Below are 19,277 nucleotides of genomic sequence, written 5' to 3' on the forward strand. Positions count from 1 at the left end.
GAGACCGACGTCCTCCTCGAGCCAAACAAAGCACCGAGAAGGACACAACATGCAGGCCCAGACAGATCGAGCAACACTTCACGCCGCAAACGACAACCCGGGCGGAGACCAGAGCGCAGAAGTCGCGCTCTGCGGTCTCGTCACGCTCCTCGCGCGTGCAGAGATCCGCCGCGCCTCCGAGGCCGCGGCCAACACAAACACCGACAAGAACAAGAAAGGAGGCCGCGCATGACGACCCGTGTCGCCGTTTACGCCCGCTATAGCTCTGGACTTCAAAAGCCGACGTCGATCGAAGACCAGATCGCGATGGCAGAGGTTCTCTGCAAACAAAAAGGCTGGACCATCGTCGAGACATTCGTCGACATGGAAAAGACCGGGCGGAATACCAATCGCGCCGGCTACCAGGCCATGAAGGCGGCGGCACAACGCCGGCAGTTCGACATCGTCGTCACTGAGTCCATGAGCCGCCTGAACCGCAATGTTCGGGACTCCATCGACATCTATACACTGCTCTCGTTTCAAGACGTTAGCCTCTACACGATAGAGGAGAAGCATCAGGATTTCCTCGGGGTCCTGTTCCTCGGCTATGGCTCGCAAGCGCAAAGCGAGAAGATCGGCGAAGCCACGCTTCGCGGCATGAAAGGCGCAGCGAAGCGGAAGCGCCTTCATGGCAAAACGTTCGGCTACCGCAAACGCGACGCAGAGGACGGATGCAACCGCGAGATCGATGAGGAGAAGGCAGCTGTCGTGAGGCGCATCTTCGAGGCATTTGCCTCTGGCCAGAGCGCAAACGCCATCGCGGAAAGCTTGAACGCGGATCGTATCCCCGCACCGAAGGGCGGAAGCTGGGAAGGCTCGACGATCCGAGGCAACCCCGCCGGCGGGGAAGGCATCCTGCGCAACCGCCTCTATATCGGCATCGCCAGTATCTGCAGAACGAAGCACACCTATCATCCCGAGACGTTCAAGAAGAGGATCAAACCGACACCGGACCAACTGGTCGAGCAAGAGATTCCTGAACTCCGGATCATCGATCAGCCGCTCTGGGAGGCTGTCGAGGCCGAACTCGCGCGGCGGGCCGCCGCCTCGCCGAAGGCAGCGCGGGCTGCGCGGCGGAAGACGTACCTGCTCTCCGGTCTTCTGACCTGCGGCTGCTGCGGTGGTTCCTACATCACGATAAACAAGACGAGCTACGGCTGCAGGGAGGCGCGCAGAAAAGGCTGCAGCAACAAGGTTCTGATCTCCCGTAAACGCATCGAGGCGCGGGTGTTTGCAGCCCTCGATCAGGCCTTCCGGTCGCCCGAGCTCATCGCGCAGTTCGAAGCCGCCATGGAATCCGAGCGGAAAGCGCTCGCAGACGGCAGCCTCGATACAGAACGGGCGCGCATCAGCGCCGCGCTCAAAAAGGCGGATCAGGGCAAGACCAACATCCTGAACGCGATTGCCGAGGGTGCGCCCTATGCGATCTTCAAGGAGAAAGCGGAAGCCTTGGAGCTCGAGATCACCGAGCTCACGCAGCGCGTCTCGGACATCGAAACACAGATCGAGAACAGCACGCAGGTCATGGAAAGTGGCGCGGCCGTCTATGAGCGCGTCCTGAGCCAGCTGACGCAGCTCCTCTCCGATCCGGACTTCGTGGAGGAGGCCCACGGCTATCTCGCGGCGCTCATCCGGAAGATCGTGCTCATGCCGGACGAGACCGCAGAGCACGGGTTGAGCGCTACCATGGAGCTCTCCAGCGAGGCGTTGCTGCCGGGGGTCAGCGGTGATCGAGGCGCAAGCTCGAAGAGCGGCACCAAGGTCGTTTGCTGACGAGCGGCGCATGCGCTCGAGAAGCGCCGATCTCGACTTCGAAAAGCACCTCCGTCATGCATCTGGCGGAGGTGCTTCTGCGTTCTTGGGCCGGAGGCAAACATTCTTCTGAACCTGATCCGTGAGAACTGCTCGTCGAGTGCGAGTGTCGAAAAGATCTTGTACGCTGCCGCCCCTATCCTCTCTCTTGATTTGCGAGACTATGACTCACCGGCTCTGAAGGTCCGAAATTCTTGATTTTCTGAGGCCGGTCGGGCACGATTTGATAATTGAAGTGCGAGTTCGGCAGCTTTTGGATCGCCGTATTTGCAAGACATATCGAACTTTCAAGCGGCAGATGCCTCCCTTCGCACACCTCAAGGCAGGTGCTCATGTTTAGGTTTTTTGATGGTCTACTTGGTTCATCGAGCCGCGCGCTCATCGTAACAATTCTGTTGACGACAACTCCGGTTGCGCGCTCCCAAGATTTGAGTGAGACGACCTCCGATAGCGATGTGCTTCCCAGTATCAGCGAAACTGTGCGTGTCGGACAAGGCACGACTACCGAAGCGAACGGGCCATGCGTACACACAGCTGATGAGCCCTGCATAACCCCACGAACTATCCGTGACCTACAAAACAGCCTTAAAGCTTTAGGGTATAATGCGGGCCCGGCAGATGGTCTGTTTGGTCCTCGGACCAACAGCGCTCTCAATGAATTTAGAGCCTCCCGAGGCGTACCGCCGAGCAACTCCCTTAAGCTGAATGAGGCTTTTGCAGTAATTCGAACCGCAGGTCAGATCAGTGACCTTTCTGCCGGCGTGTATGTGGGAACCGGAACCACTACCGCGGATACTGGGGGGCGCATTCGCACTGCAGCGGCGTCCGCGGCGCAAACGTCGACCACAAGCCAGGCACCCATTCCGACCCGCATATTCGCTGGGCCTGACCAATTTCCGCCTTCCAGATTTCGAGGGTACGGCTTCTTAGCCTTTCCTGCGCAGGCCTCGGAATATGATCTCGACCGTCATATGTTGCTCTGCCAAGCTTACATGAACAGCCTGCCGGAAAGCTCTGCCGTGCAGCAGCCGCGCATGGATCAATTCGTAACGGTTTGGCCCCTCAGGGATAAGTCTCTTGCAACCGGTCTTAACCGGATAATGCATCGATCGGAGGCGTCGTCTTTCTGCGATAGGGCCATCAATGCTTACGACGTGATGTATGCGAGGAAGGTCATCGCCGACGTACGCGCCGTCAAGAATACGGCGCTCGATGGTCGCGGGCCATACCTCTTTGGATGGATTCCGGCTGACGATTTCGGCAAGAGCCCCGAGCTCATCCTGATGCTGGATCTTTCCCGCGTCACCACCTACGAGCAAGCTCTTGTTCAGTTGCAGAGTTGGCAGCAAAAGATTGCAACCAACGAAGAATTATTGCGCAGGGGACTCTCAGTCGAACTCGCACGCCGAATCGTCAGGGACTGGGCGGATCAGCATGGCCAGGCCTTCCTGATCCTCATTGGGGCGGTATAGACTGATGGGCATCGCACAGCTCTCACGTGGTCTGCTTTTGTCCGTCATATTGGGCATGCTTTTCACTTTCTGGGTCAATCCGGGCACCACAGGTGGGCTTCTACTTCTTCTGACTGTATCGACCGGGGTCATCTACCTGATCGTCTCCATGATCCATTTGATCTTGCTGACCTTGCGAAAAGGCAGATCAACTGCCTCCGAGCAGGTTGAGAACGCTCCGGCAGAGAGAGCGCAAGCCACCGGTGCGACCTTTGTCTCACGTCGAAGCGAGACGTCGGACACCGAATGACACACATAGCGCCGTTTTTGGGAGGCGCGTCTCATGCAACGCACGCTCATTGTTTCTGTGCAAACAACGCTTGAGCAAGGGGCGCTGCCCCTCGCGCTCCCCGGAGTATTTTTCGCCAGATCATGAGCAAATCTAGGGCGCGAGATCGGCCGGTGTCAGGCGAAAGGCTTTGCCGAAACCGCCATTCAGATGTGCCTCCACCGGAGTGAAGCGCAGGAGCGAGAAATCCGAGAAGCCGATATAGAGGCGGGCCTTGGGGTAGTGCGCGAGATAGTGATCGGCGAGGGAGGCATGGTCGGGATCGCCGTGACGGATGAAGCTCGCGCGCGCCTGAAGCGTCAGGCGCGGATGGGTCAGCGGATCGCCTTTCGCGCCGGGCTGCCCGACCAAGAGCGAGCAACGTGGATCGCCCTTGAGGGCGCGGGTGTGGTGTGAGAGTTCCGAGACGAGAGCCAGCGGCAACCCGTCCGGCCCCGGCACGCAGCCGATCCGGGTCGCCATCGGGAAGGCCGTTTCGGGATCGAAAACCGCGAGCGCTGCGTATCGGGCGGCCTGGATCAACTCTCTGGCGAGGGTGCGCGCTTCGTCGTCGGTGGGCCTGATCGGATCTTGCGTGTCGGTCATGGCGCGAAGCTAGGCGGTGCTCAGAACTCCGTCCAGAGGCCGAGCTTGAGACCCATGCTGGTATCGCCAAGAACGCCGTAGCTTACGCCGAGTTCGAGATCGAAGCGCTTGCCGAGCGGCGTCGTCACCGATGGTACGATTCGCAGGAAGGCCTCGTCGCCGGTCTGCTGCCCGGTCTGGAACTGGACCATCGCGCGCCGTGCGCCAAGGTTCATTCCCAGAGTGAGATCGAGCTTCGCGTCGGCATTGCCCGTCTCCGGAAACAGCTCAGCCGCGAAATCCGCCGCCGCCCATCCGCGCGCCACGCCTTTGCCCAAGGACAATCCCGGGCGGATCACGGTCTTGCCCTCGATCTGGCCGATGCCGAGTTCCGGCGCAATCTGCATGCCGAGCCGTTCGCCAAGCGGGTATCTCACGAAGGCTACGAGCTTGGTGCCGCCCGAGACCGAACGGCCGAGATCGAGCCCGACCGTCCAGCGATCCGTCAGACCGTATTCGAGATAGAGCGTGTCGTAGCGCGCGGCGGGCGCGTAGCTGACCCATGTCGTGTAATCCTGCGCCCAGGACAGGTACGAGGTCGCCGAGGCAAAGCCGGTGCCTTTCTCGCGCGGCCAGGCACCTGCCGCGGCCAGGCCAGGTAAGAACAGGGTCAGAGCAAGGGCGAGACACACGCGGATCATGACCGCGAGCTATCCCGCGTTAAGGTTAATGAGCTGTTAAATACGCAAGTCCGATTCAATAGCCGTAGACGAATAGGCGTGGCGTGGTCATTTCCATGCTGCAGGTGCAAAATGCGCCCGCGTCAGGCAAGAGGGGCGATTCGCGATGACCGGCTCGATCATTACCGTAGCTCAGCAAAAAGGCGGCTCGGGCAAGACGACGCTGGCCGCCAATCTCGCGGTCGGGTTCCTGCGTCAGGGAAAGACCGTGGCGCTGGTCGATACCGACCCGCAAGGCAGCCTCGGGCGCTGGTTCATGACGCGCGTCGAGGAACACCCGGACGCCACGGTCGGCCTCGATTTCGCGACCTCTTCCGCCTGGGGGATCACCTACGAGACCCGGAAGCTGGCGGGCGCCTGCGACATCGTCATCGTCGACACTCCGCCCAAGGCCGACAGCGATCTGCGGCCCGCGCTTCGGGTGGCGGACCTTGTCGTCGTGCCCGTGGCGATGAGCCATGTGGATCTCTGGGCAACAGAAGGCGTGCTGGATCTCGCGCGGCGCGAGGAGAAGGACGCGCTTGTCGTGATGAACCGCACCCGTGCGCGCACGCGTCTTGCGGGCGAAGTGGCGGAAGCGGCGGCACGGCTGGAGGCCGCCATCGCCGAGACGCAGATCGCCAATCGCACGATCTATGCCGAAGCGATGGGCAAGGGATTGTCCGGGGCCGAGGGTCGCAAGACACCGGCGCGCGCCGAGGTCGACGCGCTGTCGCAAGAGGTGGCGGATCGGCTGGCAAAGGGGTAGACCGGAGGGCAAACCGCCCGAGACCGGAGAGATCATGACCGACCTCGCTGCCCTTGCCGACCTCATTCGATCCGACACCGAGACCCGTGGCAGGGCGATCTCGCGGCTGGGCTATTTCTGCGCGCCGTTCCAGCCCCTAGAAGGTCCGTTCTCGGACAAGGTCATCAAGGTCTATCGTGGCGCGGCCAAGCCGGCGGAGCTGACACGCCTTGCAGAGGCGCATGACGATTACGTTCGGGTGCTGACCGAGTGCGGCGTCACGCTGCCCGAGACCGAGTTCCATCTCGTTGATCTCGGAGGGTCCACAAGAACGCCGGTCATCGTTCAGGAGGCGTTGCCTCTCAGCAGCCTGATGCGGCCGCGGATGCGCGAGGACAGCAAGGAAGAGACGCTGGCAATGATGCAGGCCGCCGGCGAGGTCATCGCGTCCTTCTGGACCGAGGCGCAGAGGGTGAAGACGCGCGTCGGCTTCCATCCCTCGATCCGCAATTTCGCGATCAGGGACGGGCGCGCGGTCTTTTTCGACACCTTCCCGCCGCTCATCCATTACAGCCGCGAAGAGATGGGCAAGCTGCTGCTGCAATTCTCCGAGAAGCGGATGATGCGACTTGTCGGGCCAATGATGCAGAAGCGTGTGACGGGTATCCAGGACGAATGGTATTCGCCGCCCGAGACACTTGTCGGGCTCGTCGGCTCGGCCTGCCGTCTGCGGCCCGAATTCGCCGAGGATTACCTCGAATGGGGACGGCTGTTCGCGCGCTCTCACATGCCACGCTGGGCGGAGCCCGCTATCGAAGGCCTGGACGGGCCGCCGCAGCTTCCGGGCTACTGGACGGGGTTCCGCAAGCTTCTTGGCCTTCAGGGCGAGCCGAATGTCTGAGCCCCTCTCTGCGCTTTACGAGGCGCGGGTGGCGGCTGGCAGCATCGAGGACGACCCCGCACAGCGTGCCATCCTGCCCGAGTTCGACCGGATCGCCGAAGCGGTGAACGCGCCGCAAAAACGGGGGTTCTTCCGAAAGGCACCGCCGCCGCCCAAGGGTCTGTATATCTGGGGCGGGGTCGGGCGCGGGAAGTCGATGCTCATGGATCTCTTCGTCGAAAGCCTCGATGTGCCCGCCCGCCGCGTGCATTTCCATGCCTTCATGCAGGAGGTGCAGGACGCGGTGCATCGCGAACGGAAGGCGGGCACCGAAGATCCGATCAAACCGGTGGCCAAGGCCGTCTCCGACAGCGTGAAGGTCTTCGCCTTCGACGAGATGCAGATCACCGACATCGCCGACGCGATGATCGTCGGGCGGCTCTTCGAGCGGCTTTTCGAAGCGGGCTGCGTTGTCGTCACGACCTCCAACCGCGTGCCTGACGATCTTTACAAGGACGGGCTCAACCGCGAGCTGTTCCTGCCCTTCATCGCGCTTTTGAAAGAGTGGATGGTCATCCATGAACTCGCGGCCGAGAAGGATTATCGGCAAGACCGGATCGCCGGGAGTGAGAGCTATTTCACGCCTGCCAACGCCGAGGCGCGAACCGCCATCGACACCCTGTGGCAGCGTCTGTCAGGCGGACAGGAGGAGCCTCTGACCCTGACGGTAAAAGGCCGCCAGATCGAGCTGCCACGCTATTCGGGCGGGGCCGCGCGCGTGCCGTTCTACGAGCTGTGCGGCAAACCTCTGGGACCGGCGGATTACCTCAAGCTCGCCGAAACGGTGCGGGTCTTGATCCTCGAGAACGTGCCGCAGCTCGGCCGGTCGAACTTCAACGAGGCTAAGCGCTTCGTGACGCTGATCGACACGCTTTACGAGGCGGGAACGCAGCTGATCGTCTCGGCGGCCGCTGAGCCGGAATATCTCTATGTCGAGGGGCCGGGTGCGTTCGAATTCGAAAGGACGGCGAGCCGTCTGCGCGAGATGCAGTCAGAGGGGTGGGGCGCGAAGGCGTGACAAAAAAAGGGGCCCCGAAGGACCCCTGAAATATTCTGTCTGCTGCTGCTCGATCCGGCTTTTATGCGCCTGTTTTGTCGTCGTTCGCCCGATGACGCGGTGCTGGAGCCGGGCAATAGCCGGCAGCTCGCGCAACGCGGTCATCGCATGGGCGATGTCCCTCGTGCCGTGGTCTGGTTTCGGTCGTTTTCGGCAAGATATTGACCGAATCATACGTGACGAACGGATGGTGCGTCAACATATAGTATGGCCATCAAGCGCTCGCGGTGGACTTTTTCTGTGCCGCAACAGGTGGCGTGTCAGCCGTTCTCGCGCAGCACCCATCCAGCCAGGTAGAGAGAGCCGCAGATCAGGATGCGAGCATGCGGGGCGTCGGCGACGATCCCCTCGACGGCTGAAAGCGGCGAAGCAGCCGTCCGCGCGGCAAGGCCGGCATCGCGGGCGCACTCCGCCGTCTCTTCCGCCGAGAGCGTGTTCGCTTCGCCGGGGATCGATACGGCGCTGAGGCCGCGCACCTGGCCCTCGAATGCACGCAGATAGCCGCGCACGTCCTTCGTGTTCAGCATTCCGCAGACCATGTAGGTGGGCCTCTCCGGCAGATCGCCGAGATGCGCCGCAAGCGCGACGCCCGCCGCTGGGTTGTGACCGCCATCGAGCCAAAGCTCGGCCGCGCCCGCGGCCTCGACAAGCGGCCCATACCGTAGGCGTTGCATTCGGGCAGGCCATTCGGCGCGCGTGACCGCCGCCTCGCAGCCCGCCTCCTCCGCGCCGAGGTGCCGGAGCGCCGCCAGCGCTGCGCCCGCGTTGTCGAACTGGTGCCGCCCCGGCAGGTTGGGTTTCGGCAGATCCAGGAGACCTTGCTCGTCCTGGAAAACGAGGCGGCCATGCTCTTCGTTCACATGCCAATGCTGGCCTTGGGCGATAAGCGGTGCACCGAGCGCCGCCGCGCGCGCTTCGATCACTTCGAGCGCTGCCTCCTCCTGCGGGCCCACGACGCATGGCGTGCCGCGCTTCAGGATGCCCGCCTTCTCGCCAGCGATCTTGGCGAGCGTGTCGCCGAGATAGCTTTCGTGGTCCATCGCCACCGGCGTGATGATCGTCAGGGCTGGGTGCTCGACCACGTTGGTCGCATCGAGCCGTCCGCCGAGCCCTGTCTCTAGAAGGAGGTAGTCCGCCGGAATACGGCTGAACGCCAACAGCGCCGCGCAGGTCGTGATCTCGAAATAGGTGATCGGGTCAGAGCCGTTGATCGCATAGACCTCGTCGAGCAGCACCGCGAGATCGGCTTCCGAGATCAGGTCTCCGGCGAGCCGGATCCGCTCGTGGAACCGGGCAAGATGCGGCGAGGTATAGGCGTGGACGCGGTTGCCCTGCGCCTCGAGCCCCGCGCGGATCATCGCCTGGGTGGAGCCTTTTCCGTTCGTGCCCGCCAGGTGGATGACCTTGGGCAACGACCGCTCGGGATGGCCGAGCTTTTCAAGAAGCTGCCAGACCCGATCCAGCGTAAGGTCGATGTATTTGGGGTGCAGGGCCATCATCCGCATGAGGATGTGATCCGACGTGTTCCCGTTCATTCCCCGGACTTCGCGGCCGTCTCTGCGCCGTCGTCGCTGTCATCCGCGTGGTCTTCGAGAACGGGATCTGCGGGCGGCGGTAGGTCGCCCCAAACCGGCGGCGGCTGCTGCATCAGCATTCGCAGTATTCCTACGAGCTCGTCGCGAAGCTCGCGCCGGTCAGTGACCCGGTCGAGCATGCCGTGCTCGAGTAGGTATTCTGCGCGCTGGAAGCCTTCGGGAAGCTTCTCGCGGATCGTCTGTTCGATCACGCGGGGGCCTGCGAAACAGATGAGCGCGTTCGGCTCCGCGATTTGAATATCGCCCAGCATCGCGTAGGAGGCCGTCACGCCGCCGGTCGTCGGATGGGTCAGGACGACGATATAGGGCAGACCCGCCTCGCGCAGCATCTGGATCGCCACCGTGGTGCGCGGCATCTGCATCAGCGAGAGGATACCTTCCTGCATCCGTGCACCGCCCGCGGCCGAAAACAGGACGAGCGGACGTTTGAGCTTCAGCGCCTCTTCGGCCGCAGCGATGATCGCGTTGCCGACATACATGCCCATCGAGCCGCCCATGAACGAGAAATCCTGCGCCGCGGCCACGACGGGCGTTCGTCCGATCTCACCGGAGGCAACAAGCATCGCTTCCTTCTCGCCGGTGGATTTTTGCGCCGCGCGCATGCGGTCGGGATATTTCTTCTGATCTCGGAATTGCAGAGGATCGGCCACCGGCTCCGGCACGGATACTTCCGTGAAGATGCCGCTGTCGAACAATGCCCGGAACCGCGCACGCGGCGTGATCTGCATATGGTGCCCGCAATTGGAGCAAACATGGAGATTGTCGGTCAGTTCGCGATGGAACAGCATCGTTCCGCAGCTATCGCACTTGGTCCACAGGTTCTCGGGCACTTCGCGCCGCGAGAAGATGGAGTTGATGCGCGGGCGGACGTAGTTCGTGATCCAGTTCATGCGGCTCTTCCGGGGCTGCGACACGTGCGCCCGACTTATGACGCGAAACCGTGAAATGCAATCGAGTGCGGCTCAGACCCGAAGGGCGAGGCGCGCGGCAAGCCAGCTCACGATCAGCGAGGCGAATTCAAGCGGCAGCGCCGCCGCCACCGCTGCCTCGTCGGAGGGCGAGAACGGGAACGTATAGAGCGACAGCCCAGACAGCACGCCGTTCATGGAGATCAGCAGAATCACCACCGCATTGTTGGCGAAATGGAGCGCGATGGCCGGACCGAGCGTGCCCGACCGTGCCGTCAGATCGCCAGCGAGAAGCCCGAACGCCCCTGCCCAGAGCGCGATGCCAAGCGCATTCGACCCGAACGTGCCCGCCGCGTAATGGCCCGCCGCGAAAAGCGCCGCTTGCGGGATCAGCCAAAGCGCGGGATGCCGGAACCGCCCGGCGAGCTGGCTTTGCAGGTAGCCGCGAAAGAAGACCTCCTCCGCGCCGGTCTGGATCAGGAGGCCAAGAAGCGCGAAGGGCAGGAAGATCAGCCAGCGCGACATGGGCACGTTGCGCGACAGCTCCTGCCCCGAGCCCAGCGTCAGCAGCGCCAGAAGCACCGCTTGCAGGATCGCGATGGCAACGAGCACCCGCAGCCCTTGGTGCAGTGCCAAAGGCAACGGACCCATCACGCTGGCGATGCCGCGCCCATGCAACAGCCGGGCCGCGAGGAAGGCTCCGATGGCCAGCGCTCCCATCGCGTAGAGGATCACCAAGAGCCCGCCCGGTGTCGTTCCGCTGAGCGCGCCCTGGATCAGCTCGCTGCCGCCAAGGGCCAGCGCGCCGAAAAGCGCCGCCTGGCTTATGGCGAGGGCGGTGAGGCCCGCAAGCGCGAGCCCGGCCAGAAGCCGCCAGATCTGCGGCTTGGCGCGGGCCTCCTCGATCACGGGGCCATAGGCGGCATAGCTCATGCGGGTTTCGACGACGCACGCGCCAGGACAGAGAGATAGTTCGGAGCGGTGGTCATCTTCTCGCCGTGGCCTTTCTCGATCATCAATCTGTGCAACTTCGGCAGGTTATGCGCCGGGATATGCATCACCAGGTGATGTTCGAGATGGTAGTTCACCCAGTAGGGCGCAACCAGGGCGCGCTCGATCGGGTTCGCCAATGTCGTTCGGGTGTTCCGAAACGGATCGTTCGAGAACTCCACAGCGCCGTGCTCGGCGATGTTGCGGATCCGCAGGACGAGCTGGAACCAGGTCAGGAGCGGCAGCAGCCAGAAGGCGAGCCACGCCCACCAAAGGCCAGAAACCGCCCAGAAGAGCGCGAAGATCAAGACATTCGCGATGATCGCTCGTCCGATCACCGGCCCCGAGAACGCCTGCGCGAGATCCTGGCTCGACGGACTGCCCTCGACCTCGCCGGCCATCTTGAAGGCAAACATGATCTGCTGCGCCCGCTGCTTGAGACCCGTCTGCCCGGTGATGTCCCGCAGAAATTTCCGCATCAGCGAGGCGCGCGTCGTCGGGAACGGCTTCGACAGGCGCAGGTCGGGATCTTTCTCGGTCTGCGTGTGCCGGTGATGTGTGAGGTGGTAGTGCCGGTATTCCGGCAGGTCTGCCACGATGGGCCGCCCGCAAAGCCACTCACCCGCCCATTCGTTCACGGACTTCGTCTTGAAAAGCGCGTTATGCGCCGCCTCGTGCATCAGGATCGCAAGACCGAGCTGGCGCGAGCCGATCAGGATCACGGCGAGAAGGAAGGTCAGCGCATTCGGCCAGACAGCGAAGAGGGCAAGCGCGCCGAGAATCACGCCCCAGGCATGGGTCACGAGCCACGCGCCCCAGAGATCGGACCGGGCCGAGAGGCTGCGGATTTCTTCGGATGTCAGGTAGGCTTTGCCGGGTGTCATGTTCGAATGTCCTCCCCATACGAGCCTGCGGCCCATATTGTGCCCGGTCAAGCCGGACGCGGCGTCCCTTGCCGGGGGCGCCGCGCACGATATCTCGCCGCCGATGACACAGGATCTGCAACTCATCGCGTGGGACTTCGACGGCGTTCTCAACCGCAACATCGTGAACGGGCGCTTCGTCTGGGCGGACGGCTTCGAGGCCGATTTCGGCCACCCCTTCTCCTCGCTGCAGGCATATCTGTCCGGTGACACCTTTGAAGCCATCGTGACCGGCCGCCGCGATCTGCGCGACGCTGTCGGGGCATGGACCCGCGACGTCGGCTTTGCGCCCGGACCCGATGTCGTTCTCGACTACTGGTTCGCCCAAGACAGCCTGGCGGACCCCGACATGTGGGCTCGCCTCGATGCCATGCGCGCACGCGGTCTGCGGCAAGTCATCGCCACCAACAACGAGGACCGCCGCTGCACCTATATCGAGCAAGAGATGGGCTTTGGCCCGCGCATCGACGGCATGTTCTCTTCGGGCCGGATGGGCGTTCGCAAGCCTGATGCCGGGTTTTTCGAGATCATCGAGCGCGAGACCGGCGTGCCTCCGTCCGCGATCCTTCTCGTGGATGACACCGGGGAGAACATCGCCGCCGCTCGCGCGCGGGGCTGGACCACTTTCCACTATACCGAAAATGCCGGCCCCGACCTCGACAAATGGCTCGATCTCGACTGACGCGCGGCTTCGCGGCTATGCATGTGCGGGTTGAGGCATCTGCCGTGCTTCTTGCGCGGCCCGTTCAGCAGCGCGGACCTCCCCCAGAACAAGACCGGGACAAATTTTAGACATGTTCGGCAGACACCTTCGCGGCACAGAAGGAGAATCTCGTCATGTCCCGCATCTTGATTACAGGCACAGCGGTCGTCGCAACGATTGCCGCGATTAAGACACTTATCTTGCTGACATTCGTCTTTCCGAAGGCCTCTGTCGGCGTCGTGACGATCACCGGACTATACGTTCTGTTCTTCGCGCTGACGGCTGCGGTCGCCTACGTGAGCTTCATTCAGCTCCGCGCGTTCCTTGAGCGGCAGCGCAAGGAGAAGCTGGTGCCCGGCGCCGGTGAGCCGATTGCGAAAGAAACCGTCGTTCTGCGCTACGCGACCGATTGGCGGCTCTCGCAAGCCGAGGCCGATATCGCGATCTTCGTCGCGAAAGGTTTCTCCAACAACGAGATCGCCGAGATGCGTGGCTGCGCCGTCTCCACCGTCAAATCCCAGCTTGGCAAGATCTATCAGAAGTCGGGTCTCGAATCGCGCTATCAGTTGATCTCCTTCGTCACCGACGAGGTCTGTGCAATGGCCAGCGAATCCGCCGATGACACTGCGCAGATCGAGACGCGGAAGGTCTTGCCGCTGACAGGGCGGGTGACCGAGGCGGCCTGATCCCACGTCCGAAGCCTCGGCTCGCGACATATCTCAGCGCACCAGCCTGACGGTTTCGCAATGAAGCCCCGTCAGCGTCAGCTCACCCGCGCCGAGCTCGATGCCAATCTCGGCAAGCGCTGCATCCAGAACACTGTCGACCGGTGCTGTCACCTGTCCCAGAAGCTGCGTGCGCAGAACCGGCAGCAGGCCCGAGACGATGGGGCCTGCCACGCCGCTCACGAGACCCGTTTGCTCGGGATCCACCCGCAGTTCCAGATGCTCCGGCGCGAAAAGGTCGCCGACAGCGCTGCTCAAGAGGTCCGCTGATCCGAAGCTCTTGGAAATCTTTTCGTCCTCGAGGTCGCTATGCGTGATCTCGCCATGCGAGAAGGTAAGCGTCTCGGCGCGCGAGGTGCCGACCTCGACATGCGAGCGCGCCTGGATCGTGATGCCGGGGATGACGATGTCGGGAAGAAGCGGCACGGCGATCGTCACGTTGACCTCGACGATATCGGCAAATTCCAGATTGGCGGGATCGATGAGTCCCGCGCCGGCGCCGTGCGATCCAAGATAAAGCGCCGCGACCGAAGTGCCGTTGCCGGGGTGGAGCGGTGTCGGCGCGGTGATGAACCTCGCGGCGAGATCCGTGCTTTCGGTGGGCGCGCAGGCGATCTCGTCCAACTGTGCCGTCGCGCCGGCAATCTCTGCCGCGATGGGCAGATTGATCCGCGCGACATCCACGCCGAGACCGAGATTGCCCAGGATCGCGGTCGAAAGCTCGATATCGGTGGAGAGGCGGACCGCGGCCCGGCTGAGCTGAACACCATCCTCGCCAAGCGCGATCCAACCCGACCGGGCGGGCGGCTCGTTCGCTGTGACCTGCACATCCGCGGAAAGAAGGCCCGGCACGGCGAGATTGACTGGCACGTCGAGGTCTCTGCCGCCGCTTCTTGCAGCGACCGTGGCGCGCACCACGTCCAGCGCGGAGATATCGATCTCCGCAAGCGTCTCGGTGGCGGTCATTCCCAGGGCGCTATCGATGCCGCCGACGAGATCCGAAACGGCGAAGCTTTGTCCGCCGGCCCCGTCCGCCATGCCATCGAGCGCTGAAGCGAGGGTGCCGGGCAGAAGGGATTGCAGTGCCGCGACCATTGTTTCGGTCGGCACGGCTTCATCGAAGATCGCGGCGGGATTGCGGGGCGGGTTTTCCATCAGGCCTGACAGCGCTGCGATTAGGGCGCCGGAATCCAGTCTGCGCTCTGCGAGAAGGTCCATATCGCCAGCCGTGATCCGAGCGTTCACGCCGAAACTCTGCGCGAGAAGATCGTTCAGCGCCTCGCCGTCGAGATGCGCGACGTGACTGTCGAGCGTGAAGCTGGCAAGTGCGGTCCGTGAGGCCATCGCCGTGCGGTCGAGGGTGACATGGCTTGCTTCGCTGAAGACACGCGCGAAATGCAGGGGGCTTTCGTCTTCCAGTACGACGCGCACGGCATTGTTGCCTGGATTGCCCGCGGGCTGCACCGAGAACCGGCTTTCCGCCGGGATCGCGGGGTTTCGCAGGAAACGCCCGTGTTCGAGCCGTGCCAGCGTAGCATCCGGTGCCCCGTTGCGTGCGATCGCGGCCAAAGCGCGGCTTTCGGCGTTGCCTTGATCCGATATGGCGCTCATCGCGGTGAGGTCGCTCGTCGCTTGAAGCCGTGCCCGGTCGCGGTAGAGCGAGGCGACATCGACCCCGAAGGCGACGAAACCGAGGAGGACCGTCAGGACCAGCGAGACGATGACGGCCACGCTGCCATCCTCGTCCGAAACCATCCGGCGAACGAGATCAATACGCGACATAGGCCTGTCCCTTGATGGTCGAGAGGTCCAGCCCCAGGAACCCATTGGCGATATCGAGAAGCGAGCCGTCGATGTCGTAGTCGATATTGACGGTGATACCGCCGGCTGTGCTGTCCTCGTCGAAAGCGACCTTGGCGACGACCGCCTCCTGGATCAGAAGCGGATAGCGCTCTCCCGCCTCCTCGAGATAGGTGGTCGCGAGGGCCTCGCGTTCGTCCTGATCGAGCCCGGCCACCGAAGTCCGGGCCGCGCCGGCGGCGAGCTGATCGACCGAGTGGCTGACGCCCATGAAATAGCCCAGCACGACGGTCCCGAAGAGGAGCGCCAGAAGGAACGGCGCGATCAGCACGAACTCGACCGCAACGGCGCCCGATGTATCACGGCAAAAGGCTCGGAGGCGGCTCATCACACTCATCCTCCCGACAGAATATTGTCGAAGACGCTCAGCGCGGCAGGACCGACGAGGACCACGAAAACAGAGGGCATGATGCAGAAGATCAGCGGGATCGTCATCAGGACGGGCAGGCGCGCGGCCTTCTCTTCGATCGCCATCAGCCGGTTGGCGCGCTGTTCGTTGATGAGCGTCCGCATGGCGCGCGAGAACGGCGTGCCGTAGGTGTCTGACTGGTCGAGAGTCTGGGTAAAGACGCCGATTTCAGGCAGCGGGACGCGCGCTGTCAGTCGCTCATAGGCCGCGCGGCGGTCATTCGTCATCGCCATCTCGGAGACCATTTCGTGGATGTCCTGGGACAATTCAGGGCAGATGGATGCCATCTCCCGCGCGACGCGATGCAGCGCCGGTTGCGGGCCAAGCCCCGCCTCGGACGAGATCACCAGCAATTCGAGCATATCCGGAAACCCCTTGCGGATGCGCGTCAGGCGGAGCTGGCGTTGTCTGCCGACAACCGCATCGACCCCTTTCGACAGCCCGAGCGCAATGGCGATGACGGCGGCGGCGGGCATCATCATCTCAAGGCCGGGCGTGCGCGTCGCCAGAAGCCAGGCAAGCCCCGCGACGACGGCGAGAAGCGGCAGAACGGTCTTGAGGAAGGCGTAGATCAGAAGCGCATCCCGGCTGCGATAGCCTGCGGAGGCAAGCTCTGCCGTGGTCTCGATCGCTTCGCCGCCAAGGACTGCCGAGAACCGCTCTCCGATCCGGGCGACGATCCGGCGCAATTGCCGCAACGCATGGGCAACGCTGCCGCCACCAGTCTGCCGTGCAGGCGCGCGCGTTGCGGGCGCGGTCCCCGTCGCGCGCATCAACCTGAGCGCCAGGCGGCGTTGGACGCGTCCTGCCTGCAAGAGGGCGCCGAAGCCGCCGAGCATCAGGCACAGACCACCAAGCGCGATCAGGAAGACGAGATGCGTCAGAGGATCAGACATCGAGCCGCCCCATCCGCGTCATCGAGAATATGCCCAGACCGATACTGATCAGAGCGACAGCCGCCATGACCCGGCCGCGTCCGTCGGTCCAGAGCGGCGCCAAGTAGTCGGCGTTCATAAGAAACAGGACAAGCGTGATGGCGAAGGGCAGGGACGCAAGGATCACTGCGCTCGCCCGCGCCTCCGAGGACAAGGCCCGCGCCTTCTTGCGCAGCTTGCGGCGTTCGCGAAGCTGCGAGGCGAGGCTCTCCATCGTTTCGATGAGGTTGCCGCCGGTCTCGGCCTGAAGGCTCGTTGCGACAGAAAAGAAACTGACTTCCGCGGTGGGCATCCGCTCTTCCAGCCGCGAGAGGCTTTCTGCGAGGCTGGTGCCCATCGAAATCTCGTCGTGGCAGATCGTGAACTCGCGCTGGATCGGGCCCTTGGCGTTCTTCACGACGATATCGAGCGACGCCGAGACCGGACGGCCCGCTCTGAGACCGCGCGCGAAGACGTCGAGGGCTTCAGGCAGATCGGCGGTAAAGGCAGCCCGATACCGCGCTTTCGCCATGCGAAGGACAAGCACGGCCACGGCGGGCGGGATCACGATCGCAATGGGCAGGGCGATAACCGGATGGAAATGTCCGACCAGGACGGCAAGCGCGTAGAGCGAGAGCGTGCCCAGCGATACCTGCAGAAGAAGTTCCGACACGCTCGTTCGCAAGTTCGTCTGTGCGAGCTGTTGCTCGATCCGCGTGAGCAACGGTGACGCCTCGCGCGTGGCGCTCTTCCTGGCGCGCGGTGCGATGGGTGCAGCGCTACGGGGCGTGCGGTCATCGGTACAGATCCGGGCAAGTCGTCCGTCATGCCGGCGGCGACGGCGATCGGCCATCACGATCAGGCACAAGGCGCTGGCGACGAACATGAGCGCCGCCGCGCCTGCGAGGAGGGTGGGCATATTCATCGCCTAGTGCCCCAAGACCGCGTTCAGGTCGTCAATTACGCCGTAATCGGCGGCTCGCGCGGCGCATTTTGGGCGGAACCCCGTGTATCGAAAGTCTCCGATGACGCGGTTGCGGGTGCTGCGCGGATCTGTCTCGAAGGTGAAGATATCCTGTAGCGTGATGACGTCCTCGGCCATCCCGGCGATCTCCGAGATCGACGTGATGCGGCGCTTGCCGTCCCGCATCCGCGACACCTGGACCACCAGATTGACCGCCTCGGCGAGTTGGCGGCGGACCACGCCGGTTCCGGGGTTGAACCCGGCAAGCGACGCCATGCTCTCGACGCGGGTCAGGGCCTCGCGCGGGGAGTTGGCATGGAGCGTGCTCATGGAGCCATCGTGCCCGGTATTCATCGCCTGCAGGAGGTCCAGCACCTCGTCGCCGCGGATCTCGCCGATGATGATGCGGTCAGGCCGCATCCTGAGCGCGTTGCGAACCAGCGTCCGCATCGTCACCTCGCCGGTGCCCTCGACATTGGGCGGGCGCGTCTCGAAGCGCACGACATGCGGCTGCTGCAGGCGCAGCTCGGCCGCGTCCTCGATGGTGACCAGACGCTCGTCCTCGGGGATGTATTGCGACAGCGCGTTCATCAGGGTCGTCTTGCCCGACCCGGTGCCGCCCGAGATCAGGATGTTGAGCCGCAGATGCGCCGCGAGGCTGAGAAAGCCCGCCATCTGCGAGGTGAGGCTGCCACCTTGCACCAACGTGTCGAGGCCGATGGGATGGGCCGGGAACTTGCGGATGGTGATCGTCGGTCCGTCAATCGCCAAGGGCGGGATCGCGACGTTCACGCGGCTGCCATCGGCAAGGCGCGCATCGACCATGGGCTGGCTCTCGTCGATCCGGCGGCCCACTTCGGAAACGATGCGGCTGGCGACGGCGCGCACATGGGTGTCGTCGCGAAACCGCACATCGGTCAGCTCCAGCTTGCCGTTCCGCTCGATGAAGACGCGGCGGGGGCCGTTCACCATGATATCGGTGATCTCGTCATTGCTGAGCAGCGCCTCCAAAGGGCCAAGGCCCAGCATGTCGGCCAGAACCGCGCGGACGAGATCGGCGATCTCGCGTCCGTTCAGGTGCAGTTTGCGCTCGTCGGACAGCGCCCGGATCGCCTGATGGATCGCGGATTCCTGCTCTTCGCGGGATTGGGCGGCAAGATCGGAGAAGTCGAGCGTCCGCGACAGGCTGCGGATGACATCGCCCGAAAGAGCCGTGACGTCGGAAGAGTCCATCGATGCGGATGGCGCGGATGGGGACGCAGGAACAGGGACCGGCATGGGCGCCGGCGTCCGAGCGGGTCGCGGCATCTCGGCAACCGGCTGAAGCTGCGGGCGCGTCTCCGGCCCGGGTGTGGCTGTCGTGGGCCGTCCTTCAGGTTTTGCCGACGCTTTGTTGTCCCGCTCGGCTTGCGCCTCAAGTGCCGCTGTCGCCGCGTGCAGCAGATCGATCTGGCTGGCGAGGGGCCAATGCTCGTTCGAGCTTTCCACGAAGAAGCTGACCGCGTTGTTGGCCCGCTCCTGTGCCGAAAGGCCGGGAATATCTATCCGTGCCGCGATGGCATTGATCTTCTCTAGAGCCTCGCGGTGGGACGGCTGGAACATGTGCA

The 19,277-nt window shown here is 63.5% G+C and carries 20 protein-coding genes and 1 pseudogene; 10 read left to right on the forward strand and 11 right to left on the reverse strand.

Translation table 11 applies throughout. From position 1 onward, the window contains the following. Positions 1-49 precede the first annotated feature (49 nt). From FIU91_RS01385 to FIU91_RS01400, 5 genes and pseudogenes are all read left to right on the forward strand, one after another. Positions 50-232, forward strand: a complete 183-nt coding sequence (locus FIU91_RS01385) for a hypothetical protein (protein ID WP_152461130.1) — start codon at positions 50-52, stop codon at positions 230-232. Continuing rightward, positions 229-1,812, forward strand: a complete 1,584-nt coding sequence (locus FIU91_RS01390; RefSeq protein WP_152461131.1) for a recombinase family protein — start codon at positions 229-231, stop codon at positions 1,810-1,812. Before FIU91_RS01385 ends, FIU91_RS01390 begins: the two co-directional genes overlap by 4 nt. A gap of 371 nt (positions 1,813-2,183) precedes the next feature. Next, positions 2,184-2,480, forward strand: a pseudogene (locus FIU91_RS19765) (peptidoglycan-binding protein); the annotation flags it as partial. A 363-nt stretch (positions 2,481-2,843) separates the two neighbouring features. After that, positions 2,844-3,323, forward strand: a complete 480-nt coding sequence (locus tag FIU91_RS19610; RefSeq protein ID WP_254702013.1) for a hypothetical protein — start codon at positions 2,844-2,846, stop codon at positions 3,321-3,323. 4 nt (positions 3,324-3,327) lie between these two features. Then, entirely contained in the window at positions 3,328-3,612 is a 285-nt protein-coding gene (locus tag FIU91_RS01400; protein WP_152461133.1) for a hypothetical protein, read from the forward strand. 132 nt (positions 3,613-3,744) lie between these two features. On the opposite strand, the gene FIU91_RS01405 is transcribed toward FIU91_RS01400, so the two are convergent. After that, entirely contained in the window at positions 3,745-4,236 is a 492-nt protein-coding gene (locus tag FIU91_RS01405; RefSeq protein WP_152461134.1) for a HugZ family protein, read from the reverse strand. Positions 4,237-4,256: 20 nt separating this feature from the next. Then, positions 4,257-4,916, reverse strand: coding sequence for a hypothetical protein (locus FIU91_RS01410; RefSeq protein ID WP_152461135.1), 660 nt, complete (start codon positions 4,914-4,916; stop codon positions 4,257-4,259). Between the two features lie 145 nt (positions 4,917-5,061). On the opposite strand from FIU91_RS01410, the gene parA reads away from it, so the two are divergent. From parA to zapE, 3 genes are read left to right on the forward strand one after another with little or no spacing between them, the layout of a single operon-like run. After that, positions 5,062-5,703 (forward strand): ParA family partition ATPase, encoded by a 642-nt coding sequence (gene parA / locus FIU91_RS01415; protein WP_152461136.1) that lies wholly within the window; start codon positions 5,062-5,064, stop codon positions 5,701-5,703. 34 nt (positions 5,704-5,737) lie between these two features. Next, positions 5,738-6,583: a DUF6206 family protein gene (locus FIU91_RS01420; protein ID WP_152461137.1), complete on the forward strand. Its 846-nt coding sequence runs from the start codon at positions 5,738-5,740 to the stop codon at positions 6,581-6,583. Then, on the forward strand, positions 6,576-7,640 hold the full coding sequence (gene zapE / locus FIU91_RS01425; RefSeq protein ID WP_093011149.1) for a cell division protein ZapE: 1,065 nt from the start codon (positions 6,576-6,578) through the stop codon (positions 7,638-7,640). Before FIU91_RS01420 ends, zapE begins: the two co-directional genes overlap by 8 nt. 299 nt (positions 7,641-7,939) lie before the next feature. Here zapE and FIU91_RS01430 read toward each other — a convergent pair whose 3' ends face one another. From FIU91_RS01430 to FIU91_RS01445, 4 genes are all read right to left on the reverse strand, one after another. Further along, positions 7,940-9,214, reverse strand: a complete 1,275-nt coding sequence (locus FIU91_RS01430) for a folylpolyglutamate synthase/dihydrofolate synthase family protein (RefSeq protein WP_152461138.1) — start codon at positions 9,212-9,214, stop codon at positions 7,940-7,942. Further along, the gene (gene accD, locus FIU91_RS01435; RefSeq protein WP_152461139.1) at positions 9,211-10,164 is read right to left on the reverse strand and encodes an acetyl-CoA carboxylase, carboxyltransferase subunit beta; all 954 of its coding nucleotides are present in this window, start codon (positions 10,162-10,164) and stop codon (positions 9,211-9,213) included. Before accD ends, FIU91_RS01430 begins: the two co-directional genes overlap by 4 nt. A 72-nt stretch (positions 10,165-10,236) precedes the next feature. Then, positions 10,237-11,115 carry a CPBP family intramembrane glutamic endopeptidase gene (locus tag FIU91_RS01440; RefSeq protein WP_093011158.1) on the reverse strand — a complete coding sequence of 293 codons (879 nt, stop codon included), beginning with the start codon at positions 11,113-11,115 and terminating at the stop codon, positions 10,237-10,239. Next, positions 11,112-12,056 carry a fatty acid desaturase family protein gene (locus FIU91_RS01445; RefSeq protein ID WP_152461140.1) on the reverse strand — a complete coding sequence of 315 codons (945 nt, stop codon included), beginning with the start codon at positions 12,054-12,056 and terminating at the stop codon, positions 11,112-11,114. Before FIU91_RS01445 ends, FIU91_RS01440 begins: the two co-directional genes overlap by 4 nt. Positions 12,057-12,159: 103 nt before the next feature. Here FIU91_RS01445 and FIU91_RS01450 point away from each other — a divergent pair, with 103 nt between their 5' ends. Together FIU91_RS01450 and FIU91_RS01455 are read left to right on the forward strand one after the other, a co-directional pair. Next, complete coding sequence (locus FIU91_RS01450; protein ID WP_172974890.1) at positions 12,160-12,777, forward strand: HAD family hydrolase; 618 nt, start codon at positions 12,160-12,162, stop codon at positions 12,775-12,777. Positions 12,778-12,932: 155 nt separating this feature from the next. After that, positions 12,933-13,484, forward strand: coding sequence for a helix-turn-helix transcriptional regulator (locus FIU91_RS01455; RefSeq protein ID WP_093011169.1), 552 nt, complete (start codon positions 12,933-12,935; stop codon positions 13,482-13,484). 33 nt (positions 13,485-13,517) lie between these two features. Here the strand turns inward: FIU91_RS01455 and FIU91_RS01460 are convergent, their stop codons facing one another. Genes FIU91_RS01460 through FIU91_RS01480 form a run of 5 tightly spaced genes read right to left on the reverse strand, consistent with a single transcriptional unit; the run spans position 13,518 to position 19,272 of the window. Continuing rightward, positions 13,518-15,305, reverse strand: coding sequence for a pilus assembly protein TadG-related protein (locus FIU91_RS01460; protein WP_172974891.1), 1,788 nt, complete (start codon positions 15,303-15,305; stop codon positions 13,518-13,520). Beyond that, positions 15,292-15,711 (reverse strand): TadE/TadG family type IV pilus assembly protein, encoded by a 420-nt coding sequence (locus tag FIU91_RS01465; protein WP_172974892.1) that lies wholly within the window; start codon positions 15,709-15,711, stop codon positions 15,292-15,294. The genes FIU91_RS01460 and FIU91_RS01465 overlap by 14 nt, the downstream gene beginning before the upstream one ends. A 5-nt stretch (positions 15,712-15,716) precedes the next feature. Beyond that, the gene (locus FIU91_RS01470) at positions 15,717-16,688 is read right to left on the reverse strand and encodes a type II secretion system F family protein (protein WP_152461144.1); all 972 of its coding nucleotides are present in this window, start codon (positions 16,686-16,688) and stop codon (positions 15,717-15,719) included. Further along, positions 16,681-17,625 (reverse strand): type II secretion system F family protein, encoded by a 945-nt coding sequence (locus tag FIU91_RS01475; protein ID WP_172974893.1) that lies wholly within the window; start codon positions 17,623-17,625, stop codon positions 16,681-16,683. The genes FIU91_RS01470 and FIU91_RS01475 overlap by 8 nt, the downstream gene beginning before the upstream one ends. A 9-nt stretch (positions 17,626-17,634) precedes the next feature. Beyond that, complete coding sequence (locus FIU91_RS01480) at positions 17,635-19,272, reverse strand: CpaF family protein (RefSeq protein WP_152461146.1); 1,638 nt, start codon at positions 19,270-19,272, stop codon at positions 17,635-17,637. Positions 19,273-19,277: the final 5 nt, after the last annotated feature.

This window comes from Roseivivax sp. THAF30 (assembly GCF_009363575.1).
In the GTDB taxonomy this organism is placed as follows: Bacteria; Pseudomonadota; Alphaproteobacteria; order Rhodobacterales; family Rhodobacteraceae; genus Roseivivax; species Roseivivax halotolerans.